Annotated in this window: 9 protein-coding genes; 3 read left to right on the top strand and 6 right to left on the bottom strand. The window is 71.1% G+C overall.

Annotation, left to right across the window (positions count from 1 at the left end; all coding sequences use genetic code 11):
* Window positions 1–16: 16 nt before the first annotated feature.
* Complete coding sequence (locus ACFWHU_RS35005; protein ID WP_387230078.1) at window positions 17–523, top strand: carboxymuconolactone decarboxylase family protein; 507 nt, start codon at window positions 17–19, stop codon at window positions 521–523.
* A 250-nt stretch (window positions 524–773) separates the two neighbouring features.
* Here ACFWHU_RS35005 and ACFWHU_RS35000 read toward each other — a convergent pair whose 3' ends face one another.
* Window positions 774–2,372 (bottom strand): CehA/McbA family metallohydrolase, encoded by a 1,599-nt coding sequence (locus tag ACFWHU_RS35000; protein WP_387230076.1) that lies wholly within the window; start codon window positions 2,370–2,372, stop codon window positions 774–776.
* Between the two features lie 246 nt (window positions 2,373–2,618).
* Here ACFWHU_RS35000 and ACFWHU_RS34995 point away from each other — a divergent pair, with 246 nt between their 5' ends.
* Window positions 2,619–3,446 carry an LLM class F420-dependent oxidoreductase gene (locus ACFWHU_RS34995; protein ID WP_385804238.1) on the top strand — a complete coding sequence of 276 codons (828 nt, stop codon included), beginning with the start codon at window positions 2,619–2,621 and terminating at the stop codon, window positions 3,444–3,446.
* Between the two features lie 65 nt (window positions 3,447–3,511).
* On the opposite strand, the gene ACFWHU_RS34990 is transcribed toward ACFWHU_RS34995, so the two are convergent.
* Together ACFWHU_RS34990 and ACFWHU_RS34985 are read right to left on the bottom strand one after the other, a co-directional pair.
* Complete coding sequence (locus tag ACFWHU_RS34990) at window positions 3,512–4,027, bottom strand: DinB family protein (protein ID WP_387230074.1); 516 nt, start codon at window positions 4,025–4,027, stop codon at window positions 3,512–3,514.
* A gap of 784 nt (window positions 4,028–4,811) precedes the next feature.
* On the bottom strand, window positions 4,812–5,927 hold the full coding sequence (locus ACFWHU_RS34985) for a GlxA family transcriptional regulator (RefSeq protein ID WP_387230072.1): 1,116 nt from the start codon (window positions 5,925–5,927) through the stop codon (window positions 4,812–4,814).
* Between the two features lie 226 nt (window positions 5,928–6,153).
* Here ACFWHU_RS34985 and ACFWHU_RS34980 point away from each other — a divergent pair, with 226 nt between their 5' ends.
* Window positions 6,154–6,579 (top strand): DUF6010 family protein, encoded by a 426-nt coding sequence (locus tag ACFWHU_RS34980; protein ID WP_387230070.1) that lies wholly within the window; start codon window positions 6,154–6,156, stop codon window positions 6,577–6,579.
* A 107-nt stretch (window positions 6,580–6,686) separates the two neighbouring features.
* Here ACFWHU_RS34980 and ACFWHU_RS34975 read toward each other — a convergent pair whose 3' ends face one another.
* From ACFWHU_RS34975 to ACFWHU_RS34965, 3 genes are read right to left on the bottom strand one after another with little or no spacing between them, the layout of a single operon-like run.
* On the bottom strand, window positions 6,687–7,124 hold the full coding sequence (locus tag ACFWHU_RS34975) for an SMI1/KNR4 family protein (protein ID WP_387230068.1): 438 nt from the start codon (window positions 7,122–7,124) through the stop codon (window positions 6,687–6,689).
* Window positions 7,125–7,142: 18 nt separating this feature from the next.
* Entirely contained in the window at window positions 7,143–10,703 is a 3,561-nt protein-coding gene (locus ACFWHU_RS34970) for a DUF6531 domain-containing protein (protein ID WP_387230066.1), read from the bottom strand.
* On the bottom strand, window positions 10,704–12,419 hold the full coding sequence (locus tag ACFWHU_RS34965) for a PrsW family glutamic-type intramembrane protease (RefSeq protein WP_387230064.1): 1,716 nt from the start codon (window positions 12,417–12,419) through the stop codon (window positions 10,704–10,706).
* Window positions 12,420–12,627 lie beyond the last annotated feature (208 nt).

Here is a 12,627-nt window from a genome sequence, read left to right as displayed (position 1 = left end):
CACGAAGGACACGGCCATGGAAACACGTTCGATCGCCGCGGTGGTCCCGAAGGGCCCGCGGATGACCGAGGACCCGTCCGAGCTCGTCCCCGAGCTGGCGGAGGTATCGGCGGCGCTGTTCAAGGCCGTCGGCAACGGCTCCGTACCGCGCACCACGATCAGCCTGGTCCACCTGCGCGCGGGCCAGCTCGTCGGCAGCACCTATCTGACCGTTCTGCACACGGGCTTCCTTCGTAAGGCCGGGGTGTCGCAGGAGCGGATCACATCGGTGGTGTCCTGGCAGGACTCGCCGTACTTCGACGCTGCCGAGCGCGCCGCGCTGGCGCTCGTGGACGCCGTGCTCCAGCCGTCCGCGGAGGGTGAGCGGGTCTCCGACGAGCTGTACGCCCTGGCGGCCGAGCACTACGACGCCAAGGCGCTCGCGACGCTGGTGAACGCGATCGGGCAGGTCAGCTTCTTCATCACCATCGCGCTGATCGCCAAGCCGGTACCCGGAAGGTCGTTCAGCGATCCGTGGCGGTGAGCCGGGTGCCCCGCCCCGTGGTGATACGGGGGCGGGGCCCGGTCGACAAGCCGCCGGACACGACCTAGGGCCTGTCGTTCGGATCTTGCCGGGCTCGCGGTCCCTGGCACGCACGCCCGCCGCGTTGTCGTCGGTCGCCAACGCTCCGCGTTGTCTCCCTCCTCCGCCTTGCGCTCCCACGCACCAACGCGGACATCAGCCGCTGGCGCGGCGGGCGCTCCCTGATCCGGCCTGATCCAAACGACAGGCCCTAGGCGCCCTTGCCGCCCAGGAACACCGGGTTGGTGAGCGCGACGAAGGGACCGGGCAGGCCGGGCACACCCGGGACCGCCGGCGGGCGGCGTACCTCCGCGCGTACGTACGTCGCGTACTCGGCGGTCGTACGCCACTCCACCGTGCCCGAGCCCGACTCCGGCAGCGCGGCGGTGTGCAGCGTCCCCTGTTCGGTGACGATGCGCGCCGAACTGCCCGCCGGGGCGCCGGTGACCTCCAGCCGTACCGTCACCGGGGCGTCGTCGGCCACCCGCAGCCGCTCGCCGATGCCCGCGTGCTGCCCGCGACCGCCCGAGGCGCCGAACGTCACGGACACCGCAGCCGACTCCGCGATGTAGCTGCGGCCCGCGCGAATGCCGGCCAGGATCGCCTCTCGGGACAACTCGTCGGCGAGGACGACCGTCTGCGGGGTGCCGATCGGGTCGGGGTCGCGGTGCGCGTCGCTGCTGCCCATCGCCGGGGTCCACGGCCGTCCCGAACGCGCGGACGACACAAGGGTGTTGTCCCATGAGGCCAGGGCCACCTCGTCCTCCGGGGTGAAGGGACCGTTCCACACCTCGACCGCGTCGGCGTCCCCGAAGCCGAACTTCCAGTTGCAGCCGATGCAGGTGGCGTGCGGATGCGCGGGCACGACCAGCCCGCCCGCGCGCCGCACCTCGCGCGCGTAGTGCCCGAAGCGGTTGTCACGGGCCCGGTAGCGCCAGTCGACGAACGTGCCCGCGTCCATGCCGATGGCGACGACATGGCCGTTACGGGTGGTGATCTCCTCACCCGTGAGGATCAGCAGGTCGTCGCCCCACAGCCCGTCCCACGCGCCGTGCGCGGACGAGGTGTTGTGCTCGCTGGTGTTGATGAAGTCCAGCCCGGCGGCCCGCGCGCCCGCCGCGATCTCCGCCGGGGTGCGCCTGCCGTCCGAGTGCACGGAGTGCAGATGACAGTCGCCCCGGTACCAGGCGCGCCCGCGCCCCTTGGCCCGCTCGGGCGGGTGGACCGGGCGCGGGGTGCTGCCGGGGGCGCCGTACGTGAGGGTGATCGTGACCTCGTACGGGAGACCCTCGGGCGCGACGGTGTACGGGCCCAGCGCGACGTGCCACTTCCCGGACCGGACCGGGCCCGGCAGATAGCCGGGGGTCGCCTCATCGGCGCGGATGAAGAACTCCGTACGCGCGCCGCCGGACCAGCCCCGGAAGCCGTTGCCGCCGAGTTCGGTGCCGCGCTCGTCGAAGATCCCGATGTCGAGGGCGTTGCCCTGGGTGCCGGCCGGGACGGTGGGCCGCTCGTAGCTGTACGAGACGCGGATCTCGCGGACGCCGCGCGGTACGTCGACCGGGAGGTAGACGAAGTCGGGGGAGCCGGTGGGCAGGGTGCCGCGTACGGTCCTGGTCTCGGTGCCGGTGCCGTCTCCGGTCCCGGTGCCGGTGCCGTCTCCGTTCCCGGTGCCGATTCCGTTTCCGCTGCCGTTTCCGCTGGGCGCGGCGTTCGCGAAGCTCACGGTGCCCAACGTAAGGGCCGCCGCCGCTCCGGTCACGAGCAGACCGCGTCTGCCCATCGCGTGTTCCGTGTGGTCGTTGCACATGCCGGCGGCTCCCCAGGAGTGTCGAGAGGGACAGGAAGGGACAGGAACGGACAGGAGTGGTGCACTCGAACCCTGGTATTGAGCCGTGAACGGGCGGGCAAGGGAAGGGGTTTGGAAGGTGGTCCGCACATTGCCAGTGGCTGGTGGGACCCGGGTCCGCATCAGTCCCGCCGGGCCGGGCATAGGTTTGTACGCCGCTCGCCCACCACCGAGCTCCGCCACCCGACCCGAAAAGAGAAGGCCCGCATGCGGATCGCGACCACCATCTTCCTCACCGACGAGACGATCACGCCCGTGCGGCTCGCACGGGAGCTGGAGGAGCGTGGCTTCGCCGGGCTCTACCTCCCCGAGCACACCCACATCCCGGTCGAGCGGGCCACCCCGTACCCGGCGGGCGGCGATCTGCCGCGTGAGTACGGCCGTACGCTCGACCCCTTCGTCGCGCTCGGCCAGGCGGCGGCGGTCACCGACCGGCTCGGCCTCGCCACCGGCATCACCCTCATCGCCCAGCACGACCCGATCGACCTCGCCAAGCAGATCGCGACGCTGGACCATCTGTCGGGCGGCCGGTTCACCCTCGGGCTCGGCTTCGGCTGGAACAAGGAGGAGGCGGCGGACCACGGCGTCCACTGGGCGACACGGCGCGAACTCGGGTGGGACCGGCTGGCGATGATGCGCGCGCTGTGGGCGCCCGAACCGACGCCTTACGAGGGCGAGTTCGCTTCCGTACGCCCCAGCGAGGTCCACCCCAAGCCTGCGAACGGCGCCCCCCGCACCCTGGTCGGCGGCGCGGCGGGGCCCAGACTCTTCGCCCGGATCGCCGAACAGGCGGACGGCTGGCTTCCGATCGGCGGCCGGGGCCTGGGCGAGTCGATCCCGGCGCTGCGCAAGGCATGGGAGGGCGCGGGCCGCGCCCCCGAAGCACTCCAGATCGTCCCGTACGCGGTCCGTCCCTCAGCGGGCAAGCTGACGCACTACGCGGACCTGGGCGTGAGCGAAGTGGTGCTGCAACTGCCCTCGGGCGGCGAGACGGAGGTGCTGGGGGCGCTGGACGAGTACGCGCGGTACGTATGACGGGTCACGTGTGACGGGTTACGTGTGACAGGGAGGGGCCGGGCTCCCGGGGCGGGCCGGCCCGGCTACGCACCCACCGTCCCGTCGACTCCCTCGCGCAGCAGGTCCGCGTGGCCGTTGTGGCGGGCGTACTCCAGTAGTACGTGGACCATCACCATCCGCAGCGAGACGTCCTCGCCCCATCGGGGCTGATGCCCCGTCACATCAAGTGATACGGCGGCCCGTTCGACACTGCGGGAGTTCTCGACCTCGGCCTCCCAGGCGGTGAACGCCTCGGACCGGGTCGAGCCGCCCGCGTCGTACGCCGCCTGGAAGTCGATCTCGCCCGGGGGTGACCACAGCATCGGCGCCCCGTTGTCATCGAACACCCGCCGGAACCAGGCGCGTTCGACCTCGGCGAGGTGGCGTACGAGGCCGAGGAGGGAGAGCGTCGATGGCGCCATCGACTGCTGCCGCAGTTCGTCGTCGCTCAGGCCGGCGCACTTCATGGCGAGGGTCGCCCGGTGGTAGTCGAGGTAGGCCCGCAGGGTGTCGCGCTCGTCGCCGAGGTGAGGAGGGTCTACGCGGGTGTCGGGGGTCATGTGCCGGGCTCCTCGGGTGATCGCGCGAAGTGACTCTGTGTGCACGCGTGTTGCTGTACCGTGAGCACAAAGCGGCCCCCATCGCCGGTTCGCAGCCAGCGACGAGGGCCTACACGACGAGTGCGATAGGAGCACCCGGAATGCTTCGGCATGTTATCCCGCCTGCCCGTTTCTTCTCGCAGGTATCGAACGACATCATCCGCCATCCGCGTCTGTCCTCCGACGCCGTACGGCTGTTGACCTGGCAGCTCTCGCTCCCGCTGGACGCCAAGGAATCACTCTCGCGGACCGCGACACGCGCCGGGATCAAGAAGGGCGCGTTCCTCCGTGCCAAGGGGCAGTTGAAGGCGGAGGGCTACGTCCACGAGTGGCGCCAGCAGGGCGTTCGCGGCCTGTGGTCCACCGTCCAACTCGTGTCGAGCGTCCCCCTGTCGGAGGCGGAGGCGGCGGCCGCGAGAGGCGGGGGAGTCCCGGTCGTGGCTCCGGCGGTCAATTCTCCGGCCGCCGGTCGGCCGACGGGTCGGGCCGCCGGTCGTCATCCAGAAAACACCCCGAAGGGGAACACCTCCCACCATCAGGAGCCGGACGCGGCGCGGGAGGCGGTGACCGACCTCCATCACCTCGACCGCCGCCTGCGCGTCCCACGCGGGATGCTGCCCCAACTGGCCACGCTCGCCTCGCAGTGGCTGGCGCGCGGCCACACTGCCGACGGCGTACGCACCGAGATCCGCCGGAGTCTGCCCGCCACCGATACGTGCATCCACAGCCCCGGCGGCCTGGTCCGCTACATCCTCCGCGAGCCGGTGGCCGTACATGTCCCTCCGCCCGCCCCCGTGCCCCGGGTCGCCCAGATGCGCGAGTGCGAGAGCGAACGCCACGTCCAGCCGCTGCTGTTCCGCCCCGTGGCGGACGAGGCCATGTGCCCGGCCTGCGATACGGCTGTCCAGGACTCGCTCGTGGCCGAGCGGAACGAGCGCCGGTAGGCGTGCGGGCTCACGCCGGTGATCTGCTTGAAGCGGTCACGGAAGGCGGTGGCCGAGCCGAAACCGACCTGGGCGGCGACGCGTTCAACGGAGTGCTGGGTGGTCTCCAGCAGGTGCTGGGCCCGGCGGACGCGTGCCCGGTGGAGCCAGCGCAGCGGTGTGGTGCCGGTCTGTTCGCGGAAGTGGCGCATCAGGGTGCGGGTGCTCGTCCCCGACCGGGCGGCGATGTCCGCCATGTTGAGGTCGCGTTCGGCGTGCTCCTCCAGCCACCGCAGGAGCGGTTCGAGGGTCGCGCCACGAGGCGTGGACGGCTGCTCCCGCACGATGAACTGCGCCTGCCCGCCCTCGCGTTCCAGCGGCATCACCGACAGCCGGGCGGCGTCGGCGGCGACGGCGGAGCCGTAGTCACGGCGGATCATGTGCAGACAGAGATCGAGCCCCGCGGCGGCGCCCGCGGAGGTGAGGATCTGGCCGTTGTCGACGTACAGCACGTCCGGGTCGACGTCGGTGCCCGGATAACCGGCGGCGAGGCGGTCGGCCGCGATCCAGTGCGTGGTCGCCCGCAGCCCGTCGAGCAGACCGGCGGCGGCGAGGACGAAGGACCCCGAGCAGACGGAGGCGATACGGGTACCGGCCGCGGCGGCCTCACGGAGCGCGTCCCGGACGGCCGGCGGCAGGGGCCGCGAGGGGTCGGCGGTGCCGGGTACGAGGACCGTGTCGGCGTCCTTCAACGCGTCCAGATCCCATGACGTACGGAGCGTGAACAGCCCCGCGTCGACATCGGGCCGCTCGGAGCACACGCGCACGCGGTAGCCGGGGCGGCCGTCGGGCAGCCGCGTGCGGGTGAAGACCTCGATGGGGGTCGACAGGTCGAAGGGGATGACTCCCTCCAGGGCCAGGACGGCGACGGTGTGCATGGCCGTAACGTACCGCCACGCCGTGCGGTGTCCAACGGCGAAGCGGGCCCACCCGTGGAGGTTGATGCAGGTCAGAGAGCTATCGGTGGTATTGGCGCTATCCCGTTGAAGCTTGGCATTCTCGCCACTGGGGGTGTGCGGTGTCGCTGCCTACTGTCGACAGCGGCGCGCGGCTTGCCTGCCGCCTTGTCCTCCGTACGAACCGGCCCAGGGATGCCTCGCGACCATGATCATCATCGCGCCGATACTGATCGGCATCGTCTACGTGACCCTCATGTCCCTCATCCGCGAGCCGCACCGCCGCCGGTTCAACGCGATCATGGTCGCGGGCGCCGGCGCGGCCTATCTCAGCGGCGGGGGTTTCGGCGCCTGGGAGTTCGTGTTCACGACGGTGATCACGTACTGCGCCTACCGCGGCCTCGACTCCTGGACCTTCATCGGCATCGCCTGGCTCCTCCACACGGCCTGGGACGCGCTCCACCACCTGAAGGGCAACCCGATCATCCCGTTCGCGGAACACTCGTCCCTGGGCTGCGCGATCTGCGACCCGGTGATCGCGCTCTGGTGCCTGCTGGGAGGCCGGTCGCTCACGGACTACGTCCGCGAGCGGCTCCGCCGGGGTTCCGCCGGGCGCCTCGCGGAGCCCTCATGACCTGCTTCGCGCACTCAGGCTTCACGACCTGCCCGGGTGATCCCGCACCTTTCCGCGGACCGCATGCGGATGTGCTCGGGAGGAGACTTCCCAGCCGGCCGGCAGGCCTATTCTCTGTGCCAGTCGCCGCCTTGAGATTCCAGGCAGTTGACCACATACTCGCGCAAGGAATTCGTCACGGGATTCCTGTCGTCCGTTTCGTGATCCCAGGCGACAACAGTGTTTGAGTGCGTGAAGGCGAACTGGTCCCCTCCTCCGTTGTCTCCGAAGAAAAGGAGTGAATCAAATGGGGCGTAGAGCGTCGAGAAACTCCTGTCCGCCCTGAAATATTCGTTGTCATTCGCGATTTTTTCAGCGGTCCAGATGAGATCCGTCCCATATTCGTCGCTCACCCCGTCGAACTCCATCAGGAGTTCTCGCAAGCTCTGCGGAAAAGGCCCGATGCGATCCTCCGCCGCCTGTATGCCGCTCTCCGAGGCGGGCTCTCCAATATCTAGCCCTTCCGCCCAAGGGGCAATGATTTCCCGCCACACCGCGTCCTCCAATGGTAAATTCCTGCGCTCTTACCTTATTCGGGGGGTGAACCAGTTTCCCAGCATATCATCGATGATTGTTGCTTGATCGAGAACCTGCTGCCTTGTGGGGGACGGATGGCCTCGGTAGAAGTTGTTCCAATGCTTTCTTATCTCGCTGAGGTGGACGGCGTTGTTTATCAGGCCCTTTGGTATTCCGCGCAGGTTCTCCAGTGAATGAATCTCGGCGGTACTGAAAAGGCCCGGATGCCGCTTCAGCATCTGCTGTTCTATCGCATGATGTACCACGACCTTTCCCTTCATTGCCGGGTAGGCGTCGAAGAAGGTTTTTTTGTAACTGTGAGAGGCGGCTGACCCTACTGATGCGCCTTGCCGGGCCGGAATTCGAGCCCCCAGGGGAGGCGGATCCACACCGCATCGGGGCGCCAGACCCAGTGGATCGCACCACGTCAGTGGATTGTGGACGTACGCCGTCGGGTTCGGGGACGGGGACAGGCCCAGGGGGTCCGGGGTCAGGTAGTGGGTGGATTCCGGGTCGTAGTGGCGGTGGAGGTTGTAGTGGTGGCCCGTTTCCAGGTCGTGGTACTGGCCCGGGAAGCGCAGGGGGGTGTACGCCGTGGCGTCGGGGGGCCAGGTCGTCGTGCCCCAGAGCGTGCGGCGGGCGTGCCAGGCCGTTGTGCCCGACTCGTCGATCAGGTGGGTCGGGGTGCCGATCAGGTCCGTGATGATCGCGTAGAAGCGGGTGTCCGTCTCGGACTGAGGGGCGTCGTAGCGGGTCGTCTGGGCCAGCGGTGTCAGGGTTGATTCGTCGTGGTCCCAGGTCAGCGTCTGCGTGCCCGTCCAGTCCGTGGAGGCCGAGGTCTCCTCGACCAGGGTGGTGCCCTGGTAGGTGAAGCGGGTCTCCTCCGCGGCCGAACCGTCCGGCGACAGGCGCTGTTTGGAGACGCGGCGGCCGAGCGCGTCGTACGCGTAGCGCCACGTCGTGCCGTCCGGTGTGGTCACCGCCGCCAGCTGGTCGCGCGCGTTCCAGGTGTAGCGCCAGTTGTCCGGCTTGCGCGAGAGGCGGGGCTTCTGGCGCAGGGTGGTGCGGCCCGCCGCGTCGTACTCGTAGCGGACCGTGCCCGCCGTTCCCACGCGGGTGCCCGTGTGGGTGCGCGGGCCCGTCGCCTCGGGGTACGCGAGGTCGGCCGGCCAGGCGGCTTCGGTCTGGTTGCCGGCCGTGTCGTAGGCGTACGACTCCGACCAGTCCGCCGCCGCCCGGACCTCGGTGACCCGGCCCGCCGGGTCGAGCGTGTAGCGCGCGTCGCCCGCGGCGAGGAGGTGGCCGTCCGGGCGCCAGGTGTACGCGGCCGCGGGGACGGCCGCGCCCGCGTACGAGCGGGACCGGGGCCGCCCCGCCGGGTCCCACGTCTGCGTCAGCGACAGCGCCTCGCCCCAGCCGAGCCGGGTCTCGCGGCCCGCCGCGTCCCGCGCCACCGTCAACGACCGCCCCGACGCCGTGAGTCCGGTGCGGTTGCCCGCCGCGGCGTACGCGTACGTCGTGACCGCGCCCGCCGGGGTCCGCCGGCCGGACAGCCGCCCCGCCGCGTCGTACGACAGCCGCAACTCGCGCCCGTCCACCGTCTCCGTCAGCAGGCGCCCGGCCGGGTCGTACGTCCGCAGCAGTTCGGCGTCCGGCCCCGTCGCACGCGCCAGGTCGTCGCCCGCCGTCCAGTCGAACGTGGTGACCTCGCCGCCCGCGTCCTGCGCGACGAGACGGCCCAGCAGGTCGTGGCGGAGGTCCGTACGGACACCCAACGGGTCGACCCGCGAGACGAGTTGGGCCGCCGCGTCCAGGCCGTACCGCACCGTGCGGCCGTCGAAGTCCGTCTCGGACATGAGATGTCCGGCCGCGTCGTAGGCGTAACTCCACGTCAGGCCCTGCGGGTTGGTCACCCCGGTCAGCCGCGTCGCCGCGTCGTGTGTGAAGGAGTAGCGCGCGCCGTCCGGGCCGGTGCGGGCCGTCAGCAGGTCGAAGTGGGTGTACTCGTGGTGCGTGAGAGCGCCGTTGGCGTCGGTATGCGTGACGGTGTTGCCCTCGCCGTCGTACGTCCACGACTCCGCCGCGCCGTCCGGCCCCGTCCTGCGCAGGAGCGAGCCCTCCGTTGACCACTCGAAGCGGGTGACCGCGCCCAGCGGGTCGGTGACGGCCACGACCCGGCCGAACGCGTCACGTGCCAGCCGCGTCGTCGCGCCCAGCGGGTCCGTCGTCTCGACCGGCAGTCCCGCCGCGTCGCACCGCACACGCGTGGTCGCGCCCAGCGGGTCGGTGATCGCGAGCGGGGCGCCCCGGCCGTCGTACAGGCAGCGGGTCGTGGCACCCGTCGGGTCGGTGACCGACGTGCGGTTGCCGGACGCGTCGAACGTCTGGTGCCACACCTGCCCGGCCGGGTCGGTGATCCGTACCGGCCTGCCGTCCGCGTCGAGGTCGGCCACGACCGTGCTGCCGTCGGGACGCCGTACGCCCGTGGGAAGGCCGTGCTCGTCGTACGTGAACTCCGTGGTGCGGCCCAGCGGATCCGTCTCGGCGGTGACGCGGCCGGCCGTGTCGTAGGCGGTACGTGACACGGCGCCGTTCGCGTCGATCTCGCCGACCACCAGATGGCGCTCGTCGATCAGGTAGCGGGTGGTGGCCCCGTCGGGGTCGGTCAGTGTCGTGAGCGTGAGGCCGGGGAGGGACGGTTCGGATCCGTCGTACGCGAGACGGAAGCTGTAGTGACCGCCCTCGCCACCCTCCGAGACCACCCGGTCGTCGTCGGCGCCGCCGTACTCGTACGTGTACGAGCGGTCGTTGGTGTCCGTCCACGACGTCACCCGGCCCGCCGCGTCGTACGCGAAACGCAGCGGCAGGTCCGACGAGTTGTACGTCTGCGTCAGCCGGCCTTCGGCGTCGTAGCCGTACGCCTTCACGCGCGCCTCGCCCAGCCACAGGCCCGTGATCCGCTCGCCCGTCGTCGTCAGGCGCAGCGTGTAACCGCCGCTGTGCCCGATCTCGACCGGTGCGCCCTGCGCGTCGTACGTGAACGTGATCCGGTTGCCGTGCCGGTCGGTGACCGTACGCAGCAGGGCCACACCGCTGTCGCCGTGCGCGGTGAACGTGCGGACCTGCCCGGCGTCCGGGTCGGTGACCGTGTACGAGCCGTCGGCGGCCCGCGCCAGCGGCCACCGCGCGCGCCCGGCGGACTCCTCCGGCAGTACCGCGTGGCCGCCGGGCAGCGGGGGCGGGTAGGCCAGCAGCAGGCCGTCCTCCGTGAAGAACACCGCGCCGTGCTCGTCGAACTCCAGCCGCTGGTCCGCCGTCGAGGCCCACGCCGGGCCGAACCAACGGCCGCCCCGGTAACCGGAGTCGACCCGCCGCGAGAACACCAGCGGGAGCACGCCCGGCAGTTCGACGTCCGTCACCGGCAGGAACATCCGGCCGGTCGCCATGTCCACCGGGTCCGTACGGCCGTGCCTGATCTCGTCCGGACGACGGGTGAACCGGCCCCGGCCGCTCCGCAGCGCGTTCCGCGCCCACGCCAGCGCGCCCCGGCCCACCAGCCGCGCGCCCACCTAGGCCGCCGCGCGGGCGGCGATCGGGGTCAGTACGCGGCCCGCCGCCATCGCCAGCAGCTCCGGGAGCAGGAAGCCGAGTCCGCCGGTGGCGACGCCGAACGGCAGCGCGAACGGCAGGGCGAACATCAGCAGGGTGAGGATGAGGGCCGGGGCCACGTCCAGGAACTTCTCCAGCACGAAGGAGACGATCAGGTGGTCGGGCAGGACCTTGCCGTTCTCGGCGATGGTGCCCGCGCGCGACAGCAGGAGCGCCCCCGCGCAGAGGCTCCCCGCGACCAGCCCTATTCGCAGCAGGGCGGCCGCGTGCGGTTCGGCGGTCGGCAGGGCGCGCACCAGGGGGAGGGAGCGCCACGTCATGACGAGGCGGAACGCGGCCAGCAGCAGGCCCGCCAGACCGCAGCCGATGAGGAGTTGCCAGCCCTGACCCTCGGTGAAGTACTCCTCAAGCCCCTCCGTTCCCTCGAAGGCGAAGGTGGCGGCGAGGAGGGCGGAGGGGATCAGCAGGGCCAGTCCGAGGACCAGAACTACCTTCTCCCACCACGGCAGCCGGCCGGCGCCGCGTGCCCGGACCCGTCGCCAGGCTTCGCGTATCGAGGTGCCGCGCCATGCCTCCGGGGTCGCCGTGGCGTCCAACTCGGCGGTACGGGCGGTCAGTTCGTCCCGCAGCGCGGCGACGTGCTCCGGGCGGGCGCGGGGGTGGGTGGTGACATGGAAGAGAGCCCGGCGCCGGCGTGCGTACCGCAGCGCGATCAGGGTGGTCCACGGGGCCCGCAGCAGCGCGTAGTTCAGCAGCGCGCCGCCGGAGCCCCCGCCCTCACCCTCGACGCCCCCGGCCGCCCCTTCCCGCTCGCCCCGCAGCCGCACCCCCGCCTCACGCGACCGCCCGGCCCGCCGCGTACGCACGTCCCACACCACGGCCGCCACCAGACAGCCCAGCACGAGCCAGAGCCCGCTCGCGACGATCCGGTCGTACCACTCGCGCGGTGCTCCGTGGGCGCTGGGCAGTGCGGCGATGTAGTTGACCGCGGTGTGCAGACCGATGGCCGCCAGCAGCGGCAGCAGCCCCGCCGCCCGTACCCACCAGCGGTGTCCGCATACGACCAGCCCCACGGCGAGGCCGCCGAGCGCCGACCACGCGACATGGTTGTCCACCGGCACGGTCGCGGTGGCGGAGCCCAGCTCCAGGGTGCCCACGGCCGCCGGGAACCAGTGCCCCAGCAGCTCGGGAAAGCCCGAGACGAACGGCGCCTCGAAGAGCCGTGTCGCGACCGACCAGCCACCCGCCGACTCGATGGGGCGAACGTGGACATCCGGTGCGAATGCGAATTGCAGTACCGATTCAAGCAGCCCGAATCCCACGCCCACCGCGGCGCCCAGCACCACGAAGTCCGTCAGGCCCCACTGGACCCGGCCGCGCAGCGCCCAGGCGGCGAGCGCGAGCGGGAGGATCTTGAGCAGTTCCTCGGCGGCCGGCGCCGTCGTCCACATCGCGGTGTCCATGACCGTGCGCATCGACGTCTCGTCGGCGGCGGCCAGTTGGCGGGTGACGACCGTCTCGATCAGGACCGAGAAGACGCCGCAGCCGTACGCGCCGATTCCGAAGGCCAGCAGCACGGTCGGCCAGCCGACCGTCCGCGCGGGCCACGAGAACAACAGCAGTTGCAGTACGCACCACAGCGACGCGGCAGCCATCCAGAACGCCACAAACCCCACCCCGTAAGTTTGCTTTAGTGAATTGAACGTAGGTGCGAGGGGAGTGTGTGTCAACAACGCCACGCCGCCGGTGGTCGTGGGCCGGGGGCGGGGGTGTAGTCAGCGACACCGGTGACTCGGGTCGTACGCCCAATGTGGTTGTGGCGCGGCGTCCGTAGCTTCGTAGTCGTGGCGCAGAGGGTGCCCGAGGGGAAGGAACGGATCATGT

It is taken from the genome of Streptomyces sp. NPDC060366 (assembly GCF_042725135.1).
Taxonomy (GTDB): domain Bacteria; phylum Actinomycetota; class Actinomycetes; order Streptomycetales; family Streptomycetaceae; genus Streptomyces.
Note: the sequence above shows the minus strand (reverse complement) of the source record. Positions and strands in the feature narration are given on the sequence as shown.

Excerpts from the sequence above, each read along its gene's own strand:
- ACFWHU_RS35005 (WP_387230078.1), top strand. The coding sequence starts at position 17 with ATGGAAACACGTTCGATCGCCGCGGTGGTCCCGAAGGGCCCGCGGATG.
- ACFWHU_RS34985 (WP_387230072.1), bottom strand. The coding sequence starts at position 5,927 with ATGCACACCGTCGCCGTCCTGGCCCTGGAGGGAGTCATCCCCTTCGAC.
- ACFWHU_RS34990 (WP_387230074.1), bottom strand. The coding sequence starts at position 4,027 with ATGACCCCCGACACCCGCGTAGACCCTCCTCACCTCGGCGACGAGCGC.
- ACFWHU_RS35000 (WP_387230076.1), bottom strand. The coding sequence starts at position 2,372 with ATGTGCAACGACCACACGGAACACGCGATGGGCAGACGCGGTCTGCTC.
- ACFWHU_RS34995 (WP_385804238.1), top strand. The coding sequence starts at position 2,619 with ATGCGGATCGCGACCACCATCTTCCTCACCGACGAGACGATCACGCCC.
- ACFWHU_RS34980 (WP_387230070.1), top strand. The coding sequence starts at position 6,154 with ATGATCATCATCGCGCCGATACTGATCGGCATCGTCTACGTGACCCTC.